Source organism: Saccharopolyspora sp. NPDC050389 (assembly GCF_040655595.1).
GTDB lineage: Bacteria > Actinomycetota > Actinomycetes > Mycobacteriales > Pseudonocardiaceae > Saccharopolyspora.
In genome coordinates, this window is the sequence record NZ_JBFAKG010000052.1 from 15252 (window position 1) to 37988 (window position 22737).

Below are 22737 nucleotides of genomic sequence, written 5' to 3' on the forward strand. Positions count from 1 at the left end.
ATCGTCGCGGTGCGCCTGTGTCGACGGTGACGAACAATCCCGGTGGTCGGGAGTCGGCGGGTCCGGGTGACCACGACCAATCGGCGTCGAGGAGGTGCCCTTGCTCGCGTTCGTCATCGTGCACCTGCTGGTTGCTTTGGCGCTCCCGTTCCTCGCCCGGCGCAGTACCCGAGCCGCGTTCCTGACCGCGGCCGTCCCACCGGCCGCGGCGCTGGTCTGGGTGCTGGCGCAGGCGCAACCGGTGCTGTCCGGGCAGGTGATCACCGAGACGGTCGCGTGGGCACCGCTGATCGGGCTGGAGCTCAGCTTCCGGCTGGACCCGCTCGGGCTGCTGATGACCGTGCTGGTGGCCGGCATCGGCTCGCTGGTGCTGATCTACTCCGACACGTACTTCAGCCGCGGTGGCGGTGACGCGCGGCGGTCCGCGCCGCTGCTGCTGGCCTTCGCAGGCGCGATGCTCGGGCTGGTCTTCGCCGACGACCTGATCACCGTCTACGTCTTCTGGGAACTGACCACGATCTGCTCGTTCCTGCTCGTCGGGCAGGCCGGGATCAGCCGCGAGTCGCGGCGGTCGGCGCTGCAGGCGCTGATGATCACCAGCCTGGGCGGGCTGGTGATGCTGCTGGGCTTCGTCGTGCTCGGCGAGTCCGCGGGCACCTACCGGATCTCCGAGCTGATCGCGAACCCGCCGGGCGGCACGCCGGTCGCGGTGGCCGCGGTGCTGATCCTGGTCGGCGCGTTCACCAAGTCAGCGCAGCTGCCGTTCCACAACTGGCTGCCCGCCGCGATGGTGGCGCCGACGCCGATCAGCGCCTACCTGCACGCCGCGTCGATGGTCAAGGCCGGTGTGTTCCTGGTGGCCCGGCTGGGGCCGGTGTTCGCGGGCGTGCCGCAGTGGTGGCTGCCGGCCGTGGTGTTCGGCCTGGCCACCATGCTGGTGGGCGGCTGGCGGGCGCTGCACGAGTACGACCTGAAGAAGCTGCTCGCCTACGGCACGGTCAGCCAGCTCGGTTTCCTGATGGTGCTGCTCGGCACCGGCACCTACACCGCGGCGGTCGCCGGGACCGCGATGCTGCTGGCCCACGGCCTGTTCAAGGCGACGTTGTTCCTGGTCGTCGGCATCATCGACCACCAGGCGGGCACCCGCGACATCCGGGAGCTGTCCGGTCTGGGCCGCCGGATGCCGTGGCTGGCGGGGATCGCGACCCTGGGCGCGGCGTCGATGGCGGGGCTGCCGCCGATGCTCGGCTTCGTCGGCAAGGAGGCGGCGTTCAGCGCCTACCTCGGCGGTTCCGGCCCGGAACCGCTGGTGGACGTGGTGCTGGTGGCCGGCTCGATGCTGACCGTCGCCTACAGCCTGCGGCTGCTGTGGGGCGCCTTCGCGGACAAGCGCGACATCGCCCCGACCGAGGCGAAACCGGCCGGTCCCGAGGCCCTGGTGCCCGCCGCGCTGCCCGCCGCCGCGGGCGTCTTCCTGGGCATCGGCTATCCGGTCGTCGACGGGCTGACCAGCGCTTACGCCAGCGCCTTCCCGGCAGGCGCCGACCCGTACCACCTGGGGCTGTGGCACGGCTGGACGCTGCCGCTGCTGCTGTCGGCGATCGCCGTGGCCGGCGGTGTCGCGCTGCACCTCGGGCGCACCCGCTTCACCGCGCTGCGCAACCGGCTGCCGCGGCTGCTGGACGCCCAGCGCGGGTACGAGCGGATCATGGCGCTGCTGGAGCGGGTCGCGGTCGGCGTCACCGGCCGCCTGCAGGTCGGTTCGCTGCCGACCTACCTCGGCATCATCCTGCTGACCGTGCTGGCGATCCCCGGCTCGGCGCTGGTGGTGCGGGCCAGCGTGCCGGAAGACCTGCGCGCCTACGACAACCTCCTGCAGCTGCCGCTGGCGATCGTGGTGATCGTCGCGGCGATCGCCGTGCTGCGCTCGCGGCGGCGGTTGACCGCGGTGCTGCTGGTCGGCGTCGTCGGCTACGGCATCGGCGGGCTGTTCATCGTGGACGGCGGCCCGGACCTGGCGCTGGCGCAGTTCCTCGTCGAGACGCTGACGCTGGTGGCGTTCGTGTTCGTGCTGCGCCGGCTGCCGGTGCGCTTCACGCAGACCGAAACCGCGACCACGAAGGCGCTGCGGGTGCCCAAGGCGATCATCGCCGGCGCGACCGGCGTGTTCATCTCGCTGGCCGCGGTCATCTTCAGCGCGGCCCGGCAGGCACCGCCGGAGGCCAGCGCGGAGTTCATCGCGAACGCCGAGAAGGGCGCCGGCGCGACCAACGTGGTCAACGCGATCATCGTCGACTTCCGCGCCTTCGACACCGTCGGCGAGATCGCGGTGCTCGCGGTCGCCGCGACCGGCGTCGCCAGCCTGATCCTGGCCTCCCGGCACGAACGCCGGAAACGCAGCACCCGCGCGGCGACGTCGCCGCGGATCAAGACCCCGACCCTGGCCAAGCAGCAGGAGGAGGTGCGCGAATGACCTCGCCGACGAAGCCCAAGCCGGCCTGGACGACCTGGGACGCCCCGAGCGAACGGTGGCTGCTCTCCGGTTTCCCCCGCGAGGGGATGCAGCGGACCGTGCTGCTGGAGCTGGCGTCCCGGATCATCTTCCCGACGGTGCTGGTGCTGTCGATCTACCTGCTGTTCGCCGGGCACGACCGGGCCGGCGGCGGCTTCAGCGGCGGCCTGGTCGCCGGGCAGGCGTTCGTGCTGCGCTACCTGGCCGGTGGCCGGATGGACGACAGCGCCATCGTCTCGATGCGTCCGCCGGTGCTCATCGGCATCGGCCTGACCATCGCGACCACCTCCGCGTTCCTGCCGCTGCTGTTCGGCGGGCAGATCCTGGAGACCGCGATCTACAAGTTCGCGGTGCCGCTGCTCGGCGAGATCAAGTTCGTCTCCAGCGTGCTGCTGGACACCGGCGTGTACGTGCTGATCGTCGGCGTGGTGCTGGACCTGCTGCGCACCCTGGGCGCGGGCATCGAAGCCGACGTCGAGGCGGCGGCCAGGGGGCAGCGATGACGATCAACCTGACGATGGCGGTCGTGCTCGCGGTGCTGTACTCGGTCGGCTTCTACCTGCTGATGCAGCGCTCGCTGATGCGGATCCTGCTGGGCATCGTGATCCTCGGGCACGGCTCGAACCTCCTGCTGCAGACCGCCGGCGGCCCGCCCGCCGGCGCCGCGATGATCGGCACCACGCCGCTGAACGAGATGGCCGATCCGCTGCCGCAGGCGATGGCGCTCACCGCGATCGTGATCACCTTCGCGCTGACCACCTTCCTGCTGGCGCTGGCGTACCGGTCGTGGACGCTGCTCGGCCACGACGAGGTCCGCGACGATGTGGAGGACCGGCGCATCCAGCGGATGGAACGGCGCCTGGCGGAATCCGAGGACGACAGCACCGAGGAACTGGCGAAGGAGGCTCGCGGGTTGGGGGCGGAACGGTGACGTCAGGCAAGCGGCGTCAGCCGCTTTCAACCACTTGTGCAACTTGCACCGCCGCGGGTTCTCAGGGGTCGCCTCGCGAGGACAGCCCCGATGCCGCGTGGTCATACACAAATCGGGGATCCCACAGCGAGGCGGCGACCGTAACTCCCGCAGGGGGGCCGCCACCCGCACCGCTGAGCAAATCGACCCGAGCGGATATCAAGGAGGCCACTCAGTGACGGTCCTGGTGGCCCTGCCCGTTCTGCTGCCGCTGGCCGCTGCCGGACTGTCGTTGGCGCTGGGCCGGTTCGCCGACATCCAGCGCGCGCTCGGGCTCATCGTGCTCGGCGGGATCATCGTCGACGCCGCGGTGCTGCTGTACGTCGCGGACCGCTACGGCCCGGTGGTGCTGCAGATGGGCGCCTGGCCGGCGCCGTTCGGCATCACCCTGGTCGCGGACCGGCTTTCGGCGCTGCTGCTGCTGGTTTCGTCGGTGGTCACGTTCGCGGTGCTGATCTACTCGATCGGCCAGCGCATCACCGACTACGGCCGGCAGCGCTCCAGCACCACGTTCCACCCGATGTACCTGGTGCTGTGCGCGGGCGTGTCGCTGGCGTACCTCACCGGCGACCTGTTCAACCTGTTCGTCGCCTTCGAGATCATGCTGAGCTCGTCGTACGTGCTGATCACCCGGCGCACCACGGCCACCCGCATCCGCGCGGGCATGACCTACACGATCGTCAGCCTGGCGTCGTCGCTGCTGTTCATCACGATGATCGCGCTGGTGTACGCCTCCACCGGCACGGTCAACCTGGCCGACCTCGGCGAGAAGGTGCAGCACCTCCCGGACGGGCTGCAGATCGCGCTCGCGCTGCTGGTGGTGATCGTCTTCGGGGTGAAGGCGGCGATGGTGCCGCTGCACTTCTGGCTGCCGGACAGCTATCCGACGGCGCCCGCGCCGGTCACTGCGGTGTTCGCCGGCCTGCTGACCAAGGTCGGCATCTACGCGCTGATCCGCACCCAGACGCTGGTCTTCAGCCATTCCGAGAGCTGGAACCTGATGCTGGGCATCGCGCTGATCACCATGATCGTCGGCGCGCTGGGCGCGCTGGCCCAGAACGACCTCAACCGGCTGCTGTCGTTCCTACTGGTCAGCCACATCGGGTACATGCTGTTCGGGCTCGGCGTCTACGACGTGATCGGGCTGACCGGGGTGATCCTCTACGTGGTGCACCACATCACCGTGCAGGCCACGTTGTTCCTGGTCAGCGGGTTGATCACGCGGCACACCGGCACGGTGGCGCTGACCAGGATGGGCGGGCTGGCCAAGGCAGCGCCGCTGATCGCGGTGCTGTTCGCGCTGCCCGCGCTGAGCCTGGCCGGGGTGCCGCCGTTCTCGGGCTTCGTCGCCAAGCTGGCGCTGCTGCAGGCCGGTGTCGGCGCGGGCACCTGGACGGCCTACGCGGTCACCGGCGGCGCGGTGCTGACCAGCCTGCTCACCCTGTACGCGATGGCGCGGGTGTGGACCCGGGCGTTCTGGGGCCAGGTCAAGGCGCCGGAGCCGGACCCGGATCCCACCGACGAGCTGGTCGTCGGCACGGCCACGTCGAACCGGCCGATGGTCGTCGCGACCGGCGTGCTGGTGGCGGCGAGCGTGGTGATCGCCGTGGTGGCGGGTCCGCTGGCCGACGTCAGCGGGCGGGCGGCGACCGACCTGATGCACGGCGAGACCTATCGGACCGCGGTGCTGGGAGGTGTTGCCGGTGAATGAGCAGGCGATCGGCCGCCGGCGGCGGCTGCTCCAACGGCTGCCGCTGGTGGCCTGGCTGACCGTGGTCTGGGTGATGCTGTGGGGCACCTTCGACCTCGGCACGCTGTTCTTCGGCTTGGTGGTGGCGCTGCTGGTGTCCACGATGTTCCCGCTGCCGCCGATCAACACCAACATCGTGGTGCGCCCGCTGCGGTTGCTGCAGCTCGTCGCCTACCTCGCGTGGGACCTGGTGAGCTCCACGGCGCGGGTGTCCTGGCAGGCGTTGCGCCACGGGCCGAACGCGAAGGCGGGCATCGTCGCGGTGACGCTGCAGACCGACTCCGACCACATCACCGCGATGGTCGCCAACGCGGTGTCGCTGGCGCCCGGCAAGTTCGTCCTGCAGATCGACCGGGTCAACCGGATCTGCTACGTCTACGCGCTCGGCATGCGGGCCGAGGACGTCGAGTCGGTGCGACGCGAGGTGCTGGCCCTGGAGCGGCGGGTGGTGCAGGCGGTCGGCTCGGCGAACGAGGTGGCGCTGGTGAGCGGACAGGAGGGGTGAGCATGGCCTGGGTCTTCGCGGTCACCTTCGGCCTGCTGTGCGTGGCGGGCCTGCTGGTGGTCGTCCGGTTGCTGCGCGGCCGCACCACCCTGGACCGGATCGTGTCGGTCGACGTGTTCGTCACCCTGATCGTCGCCGCGACCTGCGTCGGCATGGGCTGGCTGGGCGACGGCTCGAACATCGCGCTGCTGGCCGCGTTCGCGCTGCTCGCGTTCATCGGTTCGGTCAGCGCGGCGCGGTTGATCGAGAAGAAGGAGCCGTACCGATGAGCTGGCTGGACGTGTTCTCCGCGGTGTGCCTGATCGGCGGCGCGTTGTCCTGCCTGCTCGGCGCGATCGGGTTGCTGAGCTTCCCGGACGTGACGGCCCGGCTGCAGGCGGCGACCAAGCCGCAGACCCTCGGGCTGATCCTGATCCTGATCGGCACCGCGGTGCAGCTCGACTTCGTCTACGCCTCGGGGCTGATCCTGGTCGGCCTGTTCCAGATGCTCACCGCGCCGGTGTTGGCGCAGCTCGTGGGCCGGGCGGCGTACCGCGCGGACAGCATCGACCGGGAGTCGTTGGTGGTGGATGAGCTCGGCGATCGCATCGAGCGGGAGCGGCGGGTTCGCTGACCCGTTCGGCACTGCGCCGATCCGGCACAAGTCGCGCATGGCTGGTCACTCTCGGCGTCTAATATGATCAAATGGACCTGCACGAGTGACCACGCATGAGTTACCGCGGTCGACGAACGCGGCGTAGAAGGGTGTGGAGCCATCATGTGGCGGACCGGCCGCGTGTTAGCTGGCCTTGCGATCGCGTTGTTTCTCTTGTTAGCACCACCCGCGCTGGCGGCGGGCGAGACCGCTTCGCCCGGCGCTCCGGTTGTCGTGCTGGCTCAGGATCCTGGCCAGGCGCCCCCGCCCGCCCAGCCGGCGGCCTATGACAAGCAGCGCCTCGCCATCGGTGCCACTGGGGTGGCGTTGATCGCGCTGGTGCTGTTATCCCGCAAGGCGCGCAAGAAGCCGGTCTTCTTCGTCAAGTGGAAGAAGTAGTAGGCGGCGAAAAAACCGGCAGGGTGGTCGGTTTTTACGAGATTATTTCGGTGCCAATTCTCGCCATGGACTAGACCTGACGCCGAACCTGTGGGATTTTCACAACTGACTGAGTGCGCGGACCTCACCCCCCCGCTCGGGTAACGACGGGGTCCAGCGCGCCTGCGACGGGGTATTAGCCCCCCACTGACGTGGGCCGGCACCGGGAAGCCCCCCGACCGGTGCCGGCCCACACCCTTTCCTGGTATGGCCTGCGCGTCGACTTCCGGATGCGGTCACGCTGCGGTGTCGTGACGTCCGCTTCGTCGCCTGCTTTATCAATCGAAAGTGTGAGGAATAGGTTAGTCGGCTCCGGTCGATCTCCAATTCTTCGGTTCTGCCGAATCGGAGCCACCCGTTCGTCGCAGTGTGACGACCGGTGGGCTCCCAGCCTTGCACCAGACCCGCGCCCACGATCCGCATGATGCAGGATGGGGCGCAAATGAGTACCGCCCCGCACCCCGACGCCAACCGTTCTGCCGCAGCGCGCGCCCACTGCCGCGACCGGGTGCGGCGCCACGAAGCGGAGCTGGTCGAGCTCTCCCGAAGCATCCACGCCGAGCCGGAGCTCGCGTTCGCCGAACACCGCAGCGCCGCCAAGGTCGCGGACCTGCTCGCCCGGCACGGCTTCGCCGTCCGAACCCCGGTCGCAGGCCTGGACACCGCGCTAGTCGCCGAATCGGGCAGCGGCGAACTGGTGGTCGGCATCTGCGCGGAGTACGACGCGCTGCCCGAGGTCGGCCACGCCTGCGGGCACAACGTCATCGCCGCCGCCGGCGTCGGTGCCGCGCTCGCGCTGGCGGGGATTGCCGATGACCTCGGCATCACCGTGCGGCTGATCGGCACCCCGGCCGAGGAGACCGGCGGCGGCAAGGTGCTGATGCTGGAGCGCGGCGTCTTCGACGACGTCGCCCTGGCGATGATGGTGCACCCGGGTTCGGAAGAGGTCTGCCGCCCGACTTCGCTGGCCATCACCGATCTTGAAGTCCGCTACACAGGCCGCGCGGCGCACGCCGCCGCGGCCCCGGAACTCGGTCGCAACGCGGCCGACGCGTTGACGGTCGCGCAGGTCGCCATCGGCCTGCTGCGCCAGCACCTCGAGCCCCGGCAGATGGTGCACGGTATCGTTACCGCAGGTGGCGCGGCGCCGAACATCGTTCCCGCGCACACCGCGGCGGTTTACAACCTGCGTGCTGCCGAAGCGCGCTCCCTGCAGCGCCTGGAGAACCGAATTCGGGCCTGCTTCGAGGCGGGTGCGACGGCGACCGGATGTGAGCACGAAGTCGTGCAGATCTCTCCGGTGTACGCGGAGCTGAACCCCGACGGCTGGCTGTCGGAGGCGTACCGCCGCGCGATCACCGAGCTCGGGCGCGAACCGCTCGACCGGGGCGAAGAGCAGGGCCCGGTAATCGGCAGCACCGACATGGGCAACCTGACCCAGGCCTTGCCCGCGATCCATCCGATGATCGCGGTGGACTGCGGCGACGCGGTCAACCACCAGGCGGAGTTCGCCGCAGCCTGCGCGACACCGACCGCGGATAGCGCGGTGCTCGATGGGGCGGTGGCGATGGCCTGGACGGCGGTGGCCGCCGCTTTGGACGGCGCGCAACGCGATCGCCTGCTGGCGGCCGCGCGCGACCGGTCAACTCGGAGTTCGTCGGAAAAGATCTGCACGTCGGGAGGCGTGGCGTGACCGTGGTGGATTCTCGTGGCCCGGATCCGGGTCAGTCCCCGAACGGCGGTTCGGCGGTGGAAGACGTGGATTGGGATGCGGCGGAGCGTTCCGCTGTAGCCCAGGCAACTCTCGTCGCGGCGGGTGCGGACGGGCCGAGCGCGCCCATCGGCAGCACCATGTCCAGCGTGGGGTCCGGTGCGGAATCCGCCGTGGTCGACCTCGGCGCTGGTCGTGGACCGTCCTGGCTGGATGCCTGGCTGGACGCTAACGCGCACCGGGTGGTGGCCTGGCGACGGCACATCCACGCCTATCCGGAGCTCTCCCGCGCCGAGCACGAGACGACCGCGTTCCTCGCCGAGCGGCTCACCAGGGCGGGCCTGCGCCCGCGGATGCTGCCGGTGGGCACCGGTCTGGTCTGCGACATCGGCGAAGCGCGGCCCGGCCAGCGCACCGTGGCGCTGCGGGCCGACATCGACGCGCTGCCGCTGAGCGAAACCACCGGCCTGCCTTACGCCTCCACAGTGGACGGCGTCGCGCACGCCTGCGGGCACGACGCGCACACCACGGTCGCGCTGGGTGCCGCGCTGGCGCTGGCCGCCGCGCCGAACCTGCACGGCCGGGTGCGGGTGATCTTCCAGCCGGCCGAAGAGGTGATGCCCGGCGGCGCACTGGACGTGCTGGCGGCCGGCGCCCTCGACGATGTGGACCGCATCTTCGGGCTGCACTGCGACCCGCGACTGCTGGTGGGGCAGGTCGGAACCCGGGTCGGGGCGATCACGTCGGCGGCCGACCTGCTGGAGCTCCGGCTGACCTCGCCGGGCGGGCACACCTCCCGCCCGCACCTGACCGCGGACCTGGTGCACGCGCTGGGCACCGTCATCACGGGCCTGCCGACGCTGCTGTCGCGTCGCGTCGATCCGCGCACCGGAACCGTCCTGACCTGGGGTGCCGTGCACGCCGGTGAGGCGCCGAACGCAATTCCGCAGGACGGCGTGCTGACCGGGACGTTGCGCACGGGCGACCGCGACACCTGGGCGAAGCTGGAGCCGTTGGTGCACGAGCTCGTGCACAACCTGCTGTCACCGCTGGGCGTCGGGTTCGACCTGCAGCATCGGCGCGGTGTGCCACCGGTGGTGAACGACGCGGACAGCACCGAGCTGTTGCGGGCCGGGATCGTCGCGGGCCTCGGCGAGAGCGCCCTGGCCAGCACACCGCAGTCGTCCGGTGGTGAGGACTTCGGCTGGTACCTGGAGCACGTGCCGGGCTCGTTCGCGAGGCTGGGCGTGCACTCCGGGATGGGCCGGGTCAAGGACCTGCACCAGCCGACCTTCGCGCTGGACGAGCGCGCCCTGTTCGTGGGCATCCGGGCGATGGTGAACACCGCCCTGACCAGCCTGGAACGCTGAGTTCTCGGCCGTCCGGCGGGCACAGTTCGCCGGGCGGCGCAGCGTCGGATGTTGTCGCCGAGCGGCTTCCGCGGCTGATCCACTCGAACGAGGTGTATCCGCTCGCGGCTGTATCTGTTCGCGGGGTTCCCGCCTCTTTAAAGGCATGACCGCGAACATCATCTCTCCCGAAATGCGGCCGCCGGTGGCCGTCGAACCCGACGGATCGGGAGGCTGGCCGCAGTCCTCGCTGCACGGTGCCATGACCCGCCGCGACGCGGAGCAGGCGCTCGGCCGCGCCGAGGTCGCGACCGGCCTCGACGACGGCGACTGGGTGGAACCTTGGTACGGGGTCGTTGTCCCGGCCACCCGCGTCCACGACCCGCTGACCCGCGCGGCGGCCGCGCTGCTGCGCGCCGGGCCGCACGCCGTGCTGTCCGGTGCCACCGCGGCGGCGATGCACGGCTGCGACTCGGCTGCCGACGGCGTGGTGCACGTGACCATTCCCTACGACCGCGAGCTCCGCTCCCAGCCGGATCTCGTCATCCACCAGGCATGGATCAGGGAGTGCGACGTCGTCGAGCTCGACGGGCTGCGCACCCAGGCGTTGGACGTCGCCCTCTGCGAACTGCTGTGCACCGGCGAGCAGCGGCCGGCGCTGGACTGCCTGGAGCAGACGCTCGCCCAGCTCGGCGAAACAGCCGAGCGCTTCCGGGCGCTCGTCGGCGAACGGCTCGCCCGGCGCAGAGATCGCCGGGGCACCCGGCAGGCCACGGCCCTGCTCCAACTCGCCTGGTCGAGGCCTCGCGGCGCGCTTGTCGGAGGTGTGCGATGAGCACCCGGACGTCAATTCGCGCGACGGAACCAACCGGCCGCCTGGGCGGATTCGCGCACCTCGACGAACCGCGCGTATGCGTCGTCGTACAGCGCGCGGTTGCCCTCGGTCGGCCGCAACGGGTCCGATGTGCCGACCAGATCGCGGGCGACGTCGGTGATGTCGCGTCCCGTCAGCAGCGCGTGCGCGGTCACCGCCGCGCCCCTGGCCCCGGCCTGCTCGTCGGTGGTGCGAACGACCGGCAAGCCGGTGACATCCGCGATCACCTGGCGCCACAGCGGATTCGCCGACCCGCCACCGGTGAGCCGCAGCTCGGTGGGCTGCGCGGTGCTGGCGACCAGGCAGTCCCGGATCACCATCGCCAGCCCCTCCAGGCAGGCCCGCGCGATCTCGGCCGGACCGTGCTCCAGGCTCAGGCCCTGCAGGCTGCCGCGCGCGGCCGGGTCGTAGAAGGGCGCGCGCTCGCCGCCGAGCGAGAGGTAGGGCAGCATCAGCAGGCCCTTGCTGCCCGGCTCGGCCTGTTCGGCGAGCTCGGTGAGGTTCTCCGGGTTGGGCAGGCCGAGCATCCGGCAGGCCCATTCGACGACCTCGGTCCCGGCGAGCGTGGCGCTGGCGAGCATCCAGCGGCCGGGCATCGGGGTGCGCAGCGACATGCCGACGGGAGTGCGTTCCAGCCGGGGGTCGTCGCTGATCACCTCGGTGCAGATCGTGGTGCCGAGGATGGTGCAGGCCTGGCCGGGCTCGGTCACGCCCGCGCCGATCGCGGTGGAGATCACGTCGTAGGCGCCCAACACGACCGGCGTGCCTTCCGGAACGCCCAGCAGTTCGGCCGCGGACCGCTGCAACGGCGCGATCCGCTGCGCGCCGTCCACGGCGTCGGGCAGCAGCCGTTGCGCCCAGTCCAGGCCGAGTTCGCTGAGCACCGCGTCGGAGTAGCGGCCGGTCCGGGCGTCGAGGAACGGGTTGGAGGCCTCGGAGACGTCCCAGGCCAGGCGGCCGGTCAGGCAGTGGAACAACCAGCCGCCGCAGGTCAGCACCTTCGCGGAGGTGGCGATCCGGGCCGGCTCGTGCTCGGCGAGCCAGCTGAGCTGCGCGTGCGGCAGCCCGGCGAAGCCGACCGAGCCGTTGATCTTGAACAGCTCGGCGAGCAGCCCGGAGTCGGCCCAGTTCGCGGCGATAGCCGAGGCGCGCGCGTCGTTCCAGAGCAGCGCGGGACCGGTCGGGCGGCCGGCGTCGTCGACGAGCCAGCAACCGTCGCCCTGCGCGGTGATCGCCAGCGCGGCGACCTCGGCGCCGAGTTCGCCGCCAAGTTCGCCGACGAGTTCGGCGACGGTGTCCGCGACGGCCGACCAGACCTCGGGCATGTCCTGCTCGGCCCAGCCGGGCCGGGGCCGCTCGACCCGGGTCGGGCGGCGGACGACGGCGAGCTCGGTGCCATCCGAGGCGTAGGCGACGCTCTTTACCACCGAGGTGCCGGCGTCGATCCCGATGGTGATCACGGGCGTGTCCTCCTGATCCCGCCTGCCTGGTCGACCCGATCGGCCCGACCCGAGAACATCACAACATTCAGTGTTAAAAATTTCAAGATAAGTGTTATGTTTGCGATGGGATGTGACACCAAGGTCCCGGTTGCGGACCACGACCGGAAGGACGCCACGTGCCGCCTCAACCCCGCCCCGGCTCGGAAACCGACCGCATCGACCTCGTGCTGCTCGACGTCGGCGGCCCCATCTACGACGACAAGGCCTACCGCGACGCGTTGCTGCGCGCCGTGCGAGAACTGGCGGCCGAAGACGGCCGGAGCGTCGACGAAGCCGAGTTCCAGCAGGTCTACGACGAGCGCCGCCAAGCCCAGGGCGGGTCCCTGCGAACCGCGGTCGCCGAACGGTTCCTGACCGCGCAGGACCGGCAACGGCTGTCCGACCGCGCCGAGCGCTACTGGGAGTACCCGCCGTCCGCGCTGCACACCGACGTGCTCCCGACGCTGCGCCGGCTCGCCGGTCGTTACAAACTCGCGGTCGTGGCGAACCAGCGAGCGGTCGTCGTGGACGCGCTCCGCCGGGACGGCGTGGCCGACTTCATCGACATCTGGGCGGTTTCGGAGGTCGTCGGCGCGGAGAAGCCGGACCCGCGGATCTTCCAGCACGCACTGCGGGAAGCCGGCGTCGAGCCGAAGAACGCGGTGCACGTCGGCAACCGGCTCGACACCGACGTGCGCGGCGCGCACCGGGTCGGACTGCGCACGGTGTGGGTGGTGCGCGGCGAAGCGCCGCCGGAGCCCACGCCGGAGCAGCTCGCCGAGCCCGATGTGGCGGTGTTCTCGCTGGCCGAGCTGCCCGATGTGCTGGAGCGTTTGCAGGGGGCCGAATGAGCGAACAACTTTCGAACGCGCTGGAGGCTTGCCGATGACCGGGCTCGTCGCGGGCGTCGATGTCGCGACCGCCAACGTCCGGGTGCAGATTCACGATCCGGCGGGCTCGGTGATCGCCGCGGCGTCCCGGCAGTTGCCGCAGCCGGTGCGATCACCCGGTGGACGCTCAGAGCAGGACGCGACCACCTGGTGGCCGGCGGTGCGCGACAGCCTTGCCGAGTGCACGGCCGCTTTGGGGCCGCGCAGCAGCGAAATCCGCTCGCTGGCGATCTCGGCGACATCGGGCACGGTCGTTCCGGTCGATGGTGACGGCGAGCCGCTCACCGCGGCGCTGATGTACGACGACCGGCGTGCCGAAACGGAAGCCCGGATCGCAGCCGAGGTGGGTGCGAGCCGCTGGCGGCGCACCGGCATCACGCCGTCGGCGGGCTCCGGCCTGGCCCGGATCGGTTGGCTGGCGCGGCACCTCCCGGACGGCACGGCGCGGGTGTGCCACACGCCGGACGTCATCGCCTGGAAGCTCGTCGGGCATCCGGTCGCCACCGATTCCAGCCACGCGCTGAAGAGCGGCTACGACGCCGTGGACGGCGAGTGGGCCACCGAGGCGTTCGCGGCCTTGGACGTGCCAGACCGGCTGCTGCCGGATGTCGTGCGCCCGACAACGGTGCTGGGCGCAGTCGATGCGAGCGCTGCGGCGCAAACCGGCCTCCCGGTCGGCTGCGAGGTGCGCGCCGGGATGACCGACGGCTGCGCCGGGCAGCTGGCCTGCGGAGCGGTCGACATCGGGCAGTTCGTGACGGTCCTCGGCACCACCCTGGTGCTGAAGGGAGTTTCCAAGGAACTCGTGCACGATCCGGCGGGTGCGGTGTACAGCCACCTGCACCCGGACGGGATGTGGCTGCCCGGCGGCGCGGCGAACATCGGCGGCTCCGCTCTGTCCGATGTGGACACGGCCGAACTGTCGAGCCTGGACGCGGCGGCGACCGAGCGTGGACCGGCGAGCGTGGTCAACTACCCGCTGCGCGGCGAGGGGGAGCGGTTCCCGTTCCTCGCCGAACACGCCACGCGGTTCACGCTCGGCACGCCCGCGGACCGGGTCGACGAGTACCGCTCCCGCCTCGAGGGCGTCGCCTTCTGCGAGCGGCTCGCGCTGGAGCGGCTGGCCCGGCTCGGCGCGCCGGCAGAGGGTGCCGTGCGCACCGCTGGCGGCGGAGCCCACAGCATCGCCTGGTGCCAGATCAGGGCCTCGGTGCTGGACACGCCGGTGCTGCGCGTCCAAGGTGCGGGCACGGCGCTGGGCGCGGCGCTGCTGGCGGCCAGCGGTTCGCTCTACCCGAACCTGAGCACGGCGGCGGCAGCGATGGTGCCCGGTGGCGAACTCGTCGAGCCCGTGTGGGCGGAAGTTCCCCAACTGGACGACAGCTACCAGCGCTTCCTCGATGAGCTCCGCACCCGGGGCTGGATCGCCGCCGCGGCCTGATCAGGAGCCGGAGAGGGCTTCCGCGACCGTGAGGCTGTCCTCGTAGACGGCGTAGCGCGTGATCAGGCCGTCCTCGACGACCAGGTGCAGTGCGCAGAGCGCGGTGTACGGCTTGCCGGTGGCCTTGGCCGTCTGGCGGATGTCGCCGAGCACGACCGCCTCGTTGCCTTCCACGAGGATCCGCGGCGCGGATCCGACGGCCTCCCCGGGCACGTGGAATTCGGCGATCGAGCGGAAGTGGTCGGCGACGTCGGCCCTGGTCGAGCGGGGCCGGATCCAGGGCACCGCCGGATGACCGCCGGCCGGCCAGTCCAGCACCCAGTCGACCTGCTCGGCGAACAGCTCGGCGATCCGGTCGGGATCGCCCTCTCCGAGTCGGCGGAGGAAGTCCTTCGCAATGGCACGGGTTAGCGCGCTTCCGCGTGCGATCGGCTCGGGGAACTGGTAATCGGACCGGATCCGCTCGTCCTCGTCGAGGACGGCGAAGATGCGTGCGGTCCAGGCGATGTCCCCACCGCCGGCCGGGACCATGTGGGCGGTGAAGGTGAGCATGTCGTGATGCCAGGTCGCGTCGTCAGCGGCCCGGAAGACGAACCCGCCGTCCCGCACGAACTCGTTGTGGGCTTCGGCGACGCGGACTTCGAGCGCGTCATGCCCGTGGTACTCCATCACCTTGCCGACGCCGACGCCGTCCTCGGCCCACAGGGCGACGACGGCTCTGCGTCGGGTCACCGGGTCCGGTTCGTTCCACACGGCGACGAAGCGGTCGACGAACTGGTCGATGTCGAAATCGATGTCCATGGGCCGAAGGCTAGCCACGCTTCCCTGACGACTTCTGTCAGTGGATCTCGGCAGACTTCCGGTCATGCGCGCGAGTCGCCTGCTGTCGATCCTGCTGCTGCTCCAGACCCGGGGGCGGGTGACGGCGCAGGAGTTGGCCGATGAACTGGAAGTATCGGTGCGCACCGTCTACCGCGACGTGGAATCCCTCAGCGCGGCAGGCGTTCCGCTGTACGGCGAGCCGGGGCATGACGGCGGGTACCGGCTGCTCGATGGCTTCCGCACCCGGCTGACCGGATTGACCACCGACGAGGCCGAATCGCTGTTCCTGACCGGGCTGCCCGCGGCCGCCGCCGAGCTCGGGCTGGGCGCCGTCGTGGCCGCGGCCCAGCTCAAGCTCATGGCGGCCTTGCCCGTTGAGCTGCGCGATCGCGCCGAGCGGATCACCGAACGGTTCCACCTGGACGCTCCGGCGTGGTACCGAGGCGCGGACCGCACACCGCACCTGACCGAGGTCGCCGACGCGGTGTGGAACAACCGCGCGGTGCAGATCCGCTACCTGCGCTGGGCCGAACCGCACGAGACGACTCGGACCGTGCAGCCGTACGGGCTGGTCCTGAAAGCGGGCCGCTGGTACCTCGTGGCCGGTGCGGCCGAACGGATCCGCACCTACCGCATCTCCCGGATCGTCGACCTGCGCGTCCTCGACGAGCGCTTCGCCCGGCCGACCGGGTTCGACCTGGCCGCCCACTGGCAGGCCTACCTGGAGCAGTTCGATGCGCGACGCCACCAGGGCGAAGCGACGGTCAGGCTTTCCCCGCACGCCCTCGACCGGCTGTCCCACCTGGTGGAGCCGGCCGTGGCGCAAGCGGCACGACGAACCGCGGAAGCCCCAGACGCCGACGGCTGGACCCGGGTGACGGTCCCCATCGAGTCCGTCGACCAAGCCCTCCCGGAGCTGCTCAAACTCGGTGCCGAAGCCGAAATCCTCGCCCCCGCCGAGCTCCGCGAACGGCTCACCACCACGCTCGACGCCCTGAACCGCATCTACGGGCCGGCATGAACTCGGTTGATCAGCCTTCGGCGATCTCCAGCGCCACGCCCGCCGCCCGCAGCTCGTCGCGCAGCGGTTCCGGTGTTCCCGGGTCGACCACGACGACGTCGAACTCGGTCAGCGGCGCCAGCTCGTGCACGGCACGCCGGTCGAACTTGGAGTGGTCCAGCAGCAACACGCGCTTGCCGGTGGTCTCCATGAGCGCGCGCTTGACCTGGATCGTCTCCTGCGAGCGGTGCAGGCAGTGCCCGTCGACGACCGCGGTGGTCGACATGAACAGCACGTCGGAGCGCATCGTGCGGGCCATGCTCGCGGTGTGCAGGCCGAGGAACGCGTCGTAGGACGGCTGGTAGTCGCCACCGAGCCCGATCAGGTGCAGCCCCGGTTCGCCGCTGAGCAGGTTGATCACGGACAGGAAGTTCGTCACGACGGTCAGCGGCCCCAGCGGCGCCAACCGCTCCGCGACCGCCAGCGCGCTGGTGCTGTCGTCGAGCGCAACGACCTGGCCAGGAGAAACGTGCCGAATGGCGTGCTTTGCGATGCGTGCCTTCTCGTCGGCCGCATCGGCGATCCGAGCCCGCACCGAGGTCTCCAGCAGCGCGGTCGGCGTCGACGTCGCGCCGCCGCGAACCTTGCGCAGCCAGCCCTGCTGTTCGAGGACGTCCAGATCGCGGTGGATGGTCATCCCGCTGACCCCGTGCGCGGCGGCCAGCGCTTCGATGCGAACGAACCCGCTGGCCAGCACCTCTAGGCGGATCTGCTCGCGTCGGTCCTGCTGGTTGACCGGCGTGCCTGCGTCGGCCACGGACCCCCCTCACCTCGCGCGTGCAACCGGGGTGATTATCACACGAGAGGCGTGATATTCGGGCCGGATGTCACGCGGGGTTCACGGGCCGACGTTGTGGCACGGGCGTTTGCGCAGCTTCTCGACGTAGTCCTCGGGAGCCCCGGCCGCTTCGGCCGCATCGGCCATCACACCGAGATAACGCGCCGACGGCAGCCCGCCCTCGTAGGCGTCCAGCACGTACATCCAGGCCAGCGCCGATCCGTCCAGCGTCTGCACCCGGAGCCGGAGCTTCTTGTGCATGCCGAGCTCGGCGCCTTCCCAGTTGTCGAGCTGCTGCTCGTCCTCCGGGCTGACGTCGTAGAGCACCGTGAAAACCTGGGAGCCCGGCTGCTCAACGATCGTGGCGAGGGCCCCTTCCCAGCCGTAGTCCTCGCCGCCGAAGGTCAGCCGCCAGTCCACCAGCCAGCCCGTTCCCGCCATCGGGGAATGTGGGGCGCGCTTCATCATCTGGGCCGGATCCATGTTGGACCCGTACGCGGCGTACAGAGGCACGCCCAACAGGGTAGCGATCGACAGCCCGGGTGGCGGAGCGGACTACGTCACGAATGTGGGTAACGGTCCCGGCCCGGGCAACCCGCGCAGCCCCGCCCGGAATGCCGGGAGTGGTCTTCGCCACGATGGTCAACTCGCGCGGCACCACCCGAATTGCCTGGACTCGTCGCAGCGTACGGTGAGTTCGGCGCCCACAAGGCAGGCGGACCGAGGAGGAGCGCGAAGTGACCCGCATCGTGATCATGGGAGGCGGCCCCGCTGGCTACGAGGCGGCGCTGGTCGCGGCTTCGAACGGGGCGGATGTCACGCTGGTCGAGCCGGAGGGCCTCGGCGGCGCGTGCGTGCTCTACGACTGCGTCCCGTCGAAGACCTTCATCGCGTCCGCCGGCGCGCGCTCCGCGTTCCGGGACGCCCGTGAGCTCGGCATCCGCACCAAGACCGAGGACTCCGACGTGGACGTCGCGGTGGTGCACGGCCGGGTCAAGGGCCTGGCGCTCGCGCAGTCCGCCGACATCCGCTCCAGGGTCCGCCGCGAGGGCGTGAAGATCCTGCCGGGCCGCGCGCGGTTCACCAACCCGACCAAGGGCATGGCCGTGCACCACGTCGGGGTCGATCTCGCCGACGGCAGCTTCGAGGAGCTGGCCGCCGACGTCGTGCTGATCGCCACCGGCGCCACGCCGCGGATCCTCAAGGGCGCCGAGCCCGACGGGGAGCGGATCCTGACCTGGCGGCAGCTCTACGACCTGCCCGAACTGCCCGAGCACCTGGCCGTGATCGGCTCCGGTGTGACCGGTGTGGAGTTCGCCTCCGCCTACACCGAGATGGGCGTCAAGGTCACCATGATCTCCAGCCGCGACCGGGTGCTGCCGCACGAGGACGCGGACGCCGCAGCGGTGCTGGAAGAGGTGTTCGCCGAGCGCGGCACCGAGGTCGTCAAGCACGCCCGGGCCGAGAAGGTGGAGCGTACCGACTCCGGGGTGCTGATCCACCTCGCCGACGGGCGGCAGGTCGAGGCCAGCCACGCGCTGATGACCGTCGGCTCGGTGCCGAACACCACCGACATCGGCCTGGAGCGGGTGGGCATCGAGCCCGACCGCGGCGGCTACATCCCGGTCGACCGGGTGTCGCGGACCTGCGTGCCCGGCGTCTACTCGGCCGGCGACTGCACCGGTCTGCTGCTGCTGGCCTCGGTGGCGGGCATGCAGGGCCGCATCGCGATGTGGCACGCGCTCGGCGAGGGTGTCACGCCGATCAAGCTCAAGACCGTCGCGGCGAACGTCTTCACGCACCCGGAGATCGCCACGGTCGGCATCAGCCAGCAGGCGATCGACTGCGGGGACGTGCCCGCGCGGACCGTGACGATGCCGCTGGCCACCAACCCGCGGGCGAAGATGGAGGGCCTGCGGCGCGGTTTCCTCAAGGTCTTCTGCCGGCCGCAGACCGGCGTGGTGGTGGGTGGCGTCGTGGTGGCGCCGAACGCCAGCGAGCTGATCCTGCCGATCGCGCTCGCGGTGCAGAACCAGGTGACCGTCGACAACCTGGCGAACACCTTCTCGGTGTACCCGTCGCTGTCGGGCTCGCTGACCGAGGCCGGCCGCCTGTTGATGCGCCACGACGACCTGGACTGATCCGCGCCGACCGACCGATGCGCCGGCCCGAACGCCGTCGCCGGCCTCGCGCTTCACCTGGGGGATCGCCGGGTTGATGCTGCTACGACGTCTACCTGCTGTGCTGGGACTGGCCGCGTCTGCGGCCGCTGAGGCACCCGCCACGGCTGGCGGATCGGGTGGAAGGGGCGTGCGGGCATGGCTGACCTGCCGGTGCTGATCTATGACGGGGACTGCGGATTCTGCACGCGCAGCGTGCGGGTCGCGGAGCGGCTGCCGGTGCACATGCGCATCCTGCCGTGGCAGGAGGCGGATCTCGCCGCGCTGCGGACCACATCGGACCGGGCCCGGCACGAGGTGCTGTGGGTGGCCAGGTCGGGCCGCGTGTTCGGCGGCGCGGCCGCGGTCGCGGAGCTGCTCAAGGACTGCCGCAGGCCTTGGCCGGTGCTCGGCTGGCTCATGTCCGCCCCGGTGCTGCGGCTGCTAGCCGCGTGGGCGTACCGGTGGGTCGCGGCGAACCGCTACCGGCTGCCGGGCGCCACCCCGGCCTGCCAGCTGCCGCCTGCGGAGCGTCCGGGCCATTCGGCTCGTTCCTGACCGCCGCCGACCTCGGCCAAAAGTACTAGAAGCGCTGCCTCCTTCCTGGCCGATCGGTTGACCCGGGCTGCCAATTCGGCTGAGCCGCCGACCCCTCGCGACGCAATAGCTTTGAAGTCGTTCGGGGGTTCGGAGTGGCCCGCCCTCCGCTTCAGGGGATCGGCGGAGGGCGTGGCCGCAAATCAACTTGGTGCGTCTTGAGCACCAACGCGGTGGAAAGGCCAGGTGGCTCGAGATGTACGGCAAGGCATTCGCTCCTGAGTACCAGGGGAAGCTCCGGGACATGTCGGTGAACGCGGCCCTCGGGGATGTGCTGGCGGCAGCGTTGGAGCGCGAGTCCCAGGCGGCGGAGGAGGGCGTCGGCCTGGCGCTCGCCCAGGCGCGGCTGGCGGTCGCGGAGGCGTACCGGCGCCTCGGCCGGCTCGACGAGGCGGATGCGGCGTGGCGGGCGAGCTATCGGACGGCCCGCGGCGCGGGGGAGCGGGGCGCGATGGCGTGGGCTCTGTGGAGCGGCGGCACGCTGGCCCGGCAGCGCGGGCAGATGACCGCCGCGGTGCGCTGGCTCAGCTCCGCACGGGATCTCGCGAAGCAGTCCGGCGAACTGATCGCGTACGGCTACTCGGTCGCCGGGATCGCCGAAACGCTGCGGATCCGCGGGGACTACGAGGAAGCACGCGAGCTGCACGAGCAGCTGCTGGCCGAGGCCCGCAAGCGCGGCGAGTGCCGGCACACGGTGTGGGCGCTGGAAGGCCTGGCCCAGCTCGACCGCAACGCGGGCGACCTGGACTCCGCGTGGCGGCGGTTCACCGAGGCCGCCGAGATCGCGGAGGACGGCGGGGACGAGCGCGGCCTGGCCTGGGCGCTGCGAGGGCTGGCGGACATCATGTCGTTGCGCGGGGAGCACGACGAGGCGCTGCGACTGCTGTCGCGAGGCGAGCAGATCTGCCGCCGGATGGACCTGACCAGTGCGCTGGCCTACAACCGCAAGATGCGCGGCAACGTCCTCTTCCGCGCGTGCTGGTACGGGGAGGCCGCACGCACTTACCGGGATGCGCAGCAGATGTTCCAGTCCAGCAACGAACCGCGCGGTGCCGCGCTGGCCGAGCTGGGCTTGCTGAAGAGCCTCGACAAGATGGGGCGGCCACGTCCCGCCACCGAGCGCGAGCTGCTCGCCCTGCGGGACAGGTTGGACAGCCGGGAATTGCGGCACACCAGGCGGATGGTGGAGGAGGCGATCAGCGAAATGGCAGAGATCGCCGCCTGAGCAAGCGCTTTCGGTGCCGCATCCACCCGCGCCTGGCCGAACGCCGGTCTACGCCGACGTTGTCGCGTCTTCCGGACGCGGGGTCTGGGAGCGGAAGCTGTGCCCCAGTTCTCGACCGAGGCCGAAGTAGTGGCGGAAGTTGTAGATCAGCGGGCTCCACGCCGCCGGGTCGATGTGGTGCGTGCCTGCAACGACGATGCGCGGATCGCAGTGCACCCGCAGCACCTGCGCCTCGATGATGCGGAAGCTTCCGGTGGCATCGGCTCGCACCCGTGTCGCGCGGGCCTCCAGCTGAACCGGGCACTCGGCGACGCGGGGCGGGCGCACCAGGTCCGAAGGCTCCGGGCGCAGCCCGGCGGCACCGAACTTGTCCGGCTCGAAGCGGAACACGCCGCGCTTCTGGTCCGGAACCGGGTTCCGGCCGGTCAAGGGCGCGAGCCGTTCGACCGCGGGCCACTGCTCGGGCGACGGGAAGTTGATCACGAGGTCGGGCCGCGCTTCGAGGTTGGACGCGGTGTGAGAGGTGCCGCCCATCCCGAGGACCATCACGTCGCCGAGGGCCCAGGCGGAAGACATCGGTGCGAGATTCGCGGTGCCGTCGGCGTTCTCGGTGGACAGCAGCGCCACCGGCGTCCCGAAGTACAGGACACTCGGCGCGACGGTCACGTGGTCGACGCCGCCACTGCTGCTGGTTCGGATGTCGTTGCTGGGCGTCATGGTTTCCATGAGCGCAACCGTAAGGAGGTGTTGCTTCGGTGAGGGTCGAAGTGTTGTGGACTACGCCGTGAGTTGCTTCGCCGTTGCGCGAAAGTCGGCGCCGGCGTTGCCGATGATCGGTTCTCCGTGGCCGAAGCAGGCGACCTCGGTGTCGAGTTCCGCGAGGCGGTGGAACGACTCGATGGCTCGCGCGCGATCGACGTTGAACGTGCCGAGCATCAGCTGGCCGACGTTGGCGATGGTGTCTCCGGTGAAGAGGATCCGGCTCTTTGACAAGTGAACAGCGATGCTCCCATCGGTGTGTCCCGGGATGGAAAGCACCTGCGCGCCACCGGCGAAGTCCAGCACGCCGCCATAGGCGAGCTCCTGGTCGACCGGGCAGGGCGGCGGCGACGGGAGGGTCGGGGCGACGCTCTCGAAGAGAGGACGTTCCCAGTCGAGCAGCACCGGCTCGGCCTGTTTCCGCTCGCCTCGCACGACGGGTGCGTCCGCGCTGTGGGCCAGCACGGGTGCGGCGGTCGCCGTGCGGAGTTCGGCGGCGGAACCGGTGTGGTCCTCGTGCCCGTGGGTGATGACGATCCGGTCGAGCTCGGTGTCCAGTTCGGTCAGCAGCCCCATGATGGCCGGGCCGGATCCGGCGATCCCGGTGTCGATGAGGGTTGCCGAGCGGCCCTCGCGCCACAGGTACGCTTGCCCGAATTCGAGCGCCAGGAAGTACAGGTTCGGCACCACCTCGATCACGTCCATGCCGCCAACCTAGGTCACCGTTCGGCCGACGCCCGCCATTTTCGTTGCGGGCGAACAGGTTTGACGCGTGACCGGCC

General features: G+C 70.7%; 23 protein-coding genes. 17 read left to right on the forward strand and 6 right to left on the reverse strand.

All coding sequences use genetic code 11. The features are described from left to right. The first annotated feature begins 94 nt into the window (after positions 1-94). The 11 genes from mbhE (at position 95) to AB0I53_RS29650 (ending at position 10704) form a co-directional block, all read left to right on the forward strand. Positions 95-2473 carry a hydrogen gas-evolving membrane-bound hydrogenase subunit E gene (gene mbhE, locus AB0I53_RS29600; RefSeq protein WP_358609966.1) on the forward strand — a complete coding sequence of 793 codons (2379 nt, stop codon included), beginning with the start codon at positions 95-97 and terminating at the stop codon, positions 2471-2473. After that, positions 2470-3015 carry an MnhB domain-containing protein gene (locus tag AB0I53_RS29605; RefSeq protein WP_358609969.1) on the forward strand — a complete coding sequence of 182 codons (546 nt, stop codon included), beginning with the start codon at positions 2470-2472 and terminating at the stop codon, positions 3013-3015. Before mbhE ends, AB0I53_RS29605 begins: the two co-directional genes overlap by 4 nt. Further along, entirely contained in the window at positions 3012-3443 is a 432-nt protein-coding gene (locus AB0I53_RS29610; RefSeq protein WP_358609972.1) for a Na(+)/H(+) antiporter subunit C, read from the forward strand. The genes AB0I53_RS29605 and AB0I53_RS29610 overlap by 4 nt, the downstream gene beginning before the upstream one ends. Before the next feature lie 214 nt (positions 3444-3657). Beyond that, positions 3658-5193, forward strand: a complete 1536-nt coding sequence (locus AB0I53_RS29615; RefSeq protein WP_358609974.1) for a Na+/H+ antiporter subunit D — start codon at positions 3658-3660, stop codon at positions 5191-5193. Next, the gene (locus tag AB0I53_RS29620) at positions 5186-5737 is read left to right on the forward strand and encodes a Na+/H+ antiporter subunit E (RefSeq protein ID WP_358609977.1); all 552 of its coding nucleotides are present in this window, start codon (positions 5186-5188) and stop codon (positions 5735-5737) included. The genes AB0I53_RS29615 and AB0I53_RS29620 overlap by 8 nt, the downstream gene beginning before the upstream one ends. A gap of 2 nt (positions 5738-5739) precedes the next feature. Next, on the forward strand, positions 5740-6006 hold the full coding sequence (locus AB0I53_RS29625) for a monovalent cation/H+ antiporter complex subunit F (RefSeq protein WP_358609980.1): 267 nt from the start codon (positions 5740-5742) through the stop codon (positions 6004-6006). Then, positions 6003-6350, forward strand: a complete 348-nt coding sequence (gene mnhG / locus AB0I53_RS29630) for a monovalent cation/H(+) antiporter subunit G (RefSeq protein WP_358609983.1) — start codon at positions 6003-6005, stop codon at positions 6348-6350. The genes AB0I53_RS29625 and mnhG overlap by 4 nt, the downstream gene beginning before the upstream one ends. A gap of 144 nt (positions 6351-6494) precedes the next feature. Next, entirely contained in the window at positions 6495-6770 is a 276-nt protein-coding gene (locus tag AB0I53_RS29635; protein WP_358609986.1) for a hypothetical protein, read from the forward strand. 481 nt (positions 6771-7251) lie between these two features. Further along, entirely contained in the window at positions 7252-8502 is a 1251-nt protein-coding gene (locus AB0I53_RS29640) for a M20 family metallopeptidase (protein WP_358609989.1), read from the forward strand. A 158-nt stretch (positions 8503-8660) separates the two neighbouring features. Further along, a complete protein-coding gene (locus tag AB0I53_RS29645; protein WP_358610132.1) occupies positions 8661-9890 on the forward strand; it encodes an amidohydrolase in 1230 nt (409 codons plus the stop codon). 145 nt (positions 9891-10035) lie between these two features. Then, a complete protein-coding gene (locus AB0I53_RS29650; RefSeq protein ID WP_358609992.1) occupies positions 10036-10704 on the forward strand; it encodes a hypothetical protein in 669 nt (222 codons plus the stop codon). Between the two features lie 11 nt (positions 10705-10715). Here AB0I53_RS29650 and AB0I53_RS29655 read toward each other — a convergent pair whose 3' ends face one another. Further along, positions 10716-12203, reverse strand: coding sequence for an FGGY-family carbohydrate kinase (locus AB0I53_RS29655; RefSeq protein WP_358609995.1), 1488 nt, complete (start codon positions 12201-12203; stop codon positions 10716-10718). A 158-nt stretch (positions 12204-12361) separates the two neighbouring features. On the opposite strand from AB0I53_RS29655, the gene AB0I53_RS29660 reads away from it, so the two are divergent. Next, positions 12362-13075: an HAD family hydrolase gene (locus AB0I53_RS29660; RefSeq protein ID WP_358609997.1), complete on the forward strand. Its 714-nt coding sequence runs from the start codon at positions 12362-12364 to the stop codon at positions 13073-13075. 34 nt (positions 13076-13109) lie between these two features. Further along, positions 13110-14555, forward strand: coding sequence for an FGGY family carbohydrate kinase (locus AB0I53_RS29665; RefSeq protein WP_358610000.1), 1446 nt, complete (start codon positions 13110-13112; stop codon positions 14553-14555). On the opposite strand, the gene AB0I53_RS29670 is transcribed toward AB0I53_RS29665, so the two are convergent. Beyond that, the gene (locus AB0I53_RS29670) at positions 14556-15356 is read right to left on the reverse strand and encodes a nuclear transport factor 2 family protein (protein WP_358610003.1); all 801 of its coding nucleotides are present in this window, start codon (positions 15354-15356) and stop codon (positions 14556-14558) included. A gap of 64 nt (positions 15357-15420) precedes the next feature. Here AB0I53_RS29670 and AB0I53_RS29675 point away from each other — a divergent pair, with 64 nt between their 5' ends. Next, positions 15421-16398: a YafY family protein gene (locus AB0I53_RS29675; RefSeq protein ID WP_358610006.1), complete on the forward strand. Its 978-nt coding sequence runs from the start codon at positions 15421-15423 to the stop codon at positions 16396-16398. Positions 16399-16408: 10 nt separating this feature from the next. Here AB0I53_RS29675 and AB0I53_RS29680 read toward each other — a convergent pair whose 3' ends face one another. Continuing rightward, positions 16409-17194: a DeoR/GlpR family DNA-binding transcription regulator gene (locus AB0I53_RS29680; RefSeq protein ID WP_358610009.1), complete on the reverse strand. Its 786-nt coding sequence runs from the start codon at positions 17192-17194 to the stop codon at positions 16409-16411. A gap of 81 nt (positions 17195-17275) precedes the next feature. Next, positions 17276-17728 (reverse strand): gamma-glutamylcyclotransferase, encoded by a 453-nt coding sequence (locus AB0I53_RS29685; RefSeq protein WP_358610011.1) that lies wholly within the window; start codon positions 17726-17728, stop codon positions 17276-17278. 224 nt (positions 17729-17952) lie between these two features. Between AB0I53_RS29685 and AB0I53_RS29690 the strand changes: the two genes are divergently transcribed. From AB0I53_RS29690 to AB0I53_RS29700, 3 genes are all read left to right on the forward strand, one after another. After that, entirely contained in the window at positions 17953-19356 is a 1404-nt protein-coding gene (locus AB0I53_RS29690; RefSeq protein ID WP_358610014.1) for an NAD(P)H-quinone dehydrogenase, read from the forward strand. 177 nt (positions 19357-19533) lie between these two features. Continuing rightward, complete coding sequence (locus AB0I53_RS29695; RefSeq protein WP_358610017.1) at positions 19534-19932, forward strand: DUF393 domain-containing protein; 399 nt, start codon at positions 19534-19536, stop codon at positions 19930-19932. Positions 19933-20167: 235 nt separating this feature from the next. Beyond that, positions 20168-21196 (forward strand): tetratricopeptide repeat protein, encoded by a 1029-nt coding sequence (locus tag AB0I53_RS29700; RefSeq protein ID WP_358610020.1) that lies wholly within the window; start codon positions 20168-20170, stop codon positions 21194-21196. Positions 21197-21244: 48 nt separating this feature from the next. On the opposite strand, the gene AB0I53_RS29705 is transcribed toward AB0I53_RS29700, so the two are convergent. Both AB0I53_RS29705 and AB0I53_RS29710 read right to left on the reverse strand, forming a co-directional pair. After that, positions 21245-21922, reverse strand: a complete 678-nt coding sequence (locus AB0I53_RS29705) for a flavin reductase family protein (protein WP_358610022.1) — start codon at positions 21920-21922, stop codon at positions 21245-21247. A 51-nt stretch (positions 21923-21973) separates the two neighbouring features. Next, positions 21974-22660: an MBL fold metallo-hydrolase gene (locus AB0I53_RS29710; protein ID WP_358610025.1), complete on the reverse strand. Its 687-nt coding sequence runs from the start codon at positions 22658-22660 to the stop codon at positions 21974-21976. Between the last annotated feature and the right edge of the window lie 77 nt (positions 22661-22737).

Coding starts and splice junctions, on each gene's coding strand:
- mnhG (WP_358609983.1), top strand. CDS start 6,003: ATGAGCTGGCTGGACGTGTTCTCCGCGGTGTGCCTGATCGGCGGCGCG.
- AB0I53_RS29650 (WP_358609992.1), top strand. CDS start 10,036: ATGACCGCGAACATCATCTCTCCCGAAATGCGGCCGCCGGTGGCCGTC.
- AB0I53_RS29625 (WP_358609980.1), top strand. CDS start 5,740: ATGGCCTGGGTCTTCGCGGTCACCTTCGGCCTGCTGTGCGTGGCGGGC.
- AB0I53_RS29700 (WP_358610020.1), top strand. CDS start 20,168: ATGTACGGCAAGGCATTCGCTCCTGAGTACCAGGGGAAGCTCCGGGAC.
- AB0I53_RS29675 (WP_358610006.1), top strand. CDS start 15,421: ATGCGCGCGAGTCGCCTGCTGTCGATCCTGCTGCTGCTCCAGACCCGG.
- AB0I53_RS29705 (WP_358610022.1), bottom strand. CDS start 21,922: ATGGAAACCATGACGCCCAGCAACGACATCCGAACCAGCAGCAGTGGC.
- AB0I53_RS29665 (WP_358610000.1), top strand. CDS start 13,110: ATGACCGGGCTCGTCGCGGGCGTCGATGTCGCGACCGCCAACGTCCGG.
- AB0I53_RS29605 (WP_358609969.1), top strand. CDS start 2,470: ATGACCTCGCCGACGAAGCCCAAGCCGGCCTGGACGACCTGGGACGCC.
- AB0I53_RS29610 (WP_358609972.1), top strand. CDS start 3,012: ATGACGATCAACCTGACGATGGCGGTCGTGCTCGCGGTGCTGTACTCG.
- AB0I53_RS29670 (WP_358610003.1), bottom strand. CDS start 15,356: ATGGACATCGATTTCGACATCGACCAGTTCGTCGACCGCTTCGTCGCC.
- AB0I53_RS29635 (WP_358609986.1), top strand. CDS start 6,495: ATGTGGCGGACCGGCCGCGTGTTAGCTGGCCTTGCGATCGCGTTGTTT.
- AB0I53_RS29640 (WP_358609989.1), top strand. CDS start 7,252: ATGAGTACCGCCCCGCACCCCGACGCCAACCGTTCTGCCGCAGCGCGC.
- AB0I53_RS29695 (WP_358610017.1), top strand. CDS start 19,534: ATGGCTGACCTGCCGGTGCTGATCTATGACGGGGACTGCGGATTCTGC.
- AB0I53_RS29645 (WP_358610132.1), top strand. CDS start 8,661: ATGTCCAGCGTGGGGTCCGGTGCGGAATCCGCCGTGGTCGACCTCGGC.
- AB0I53_RS29710 (WP_358610025.1), bottom strand. CDS start 22,660: ATGGACGTGATCGAGGTGGTGCCGAACCTGTACTTCCTGGCGCTCGAA.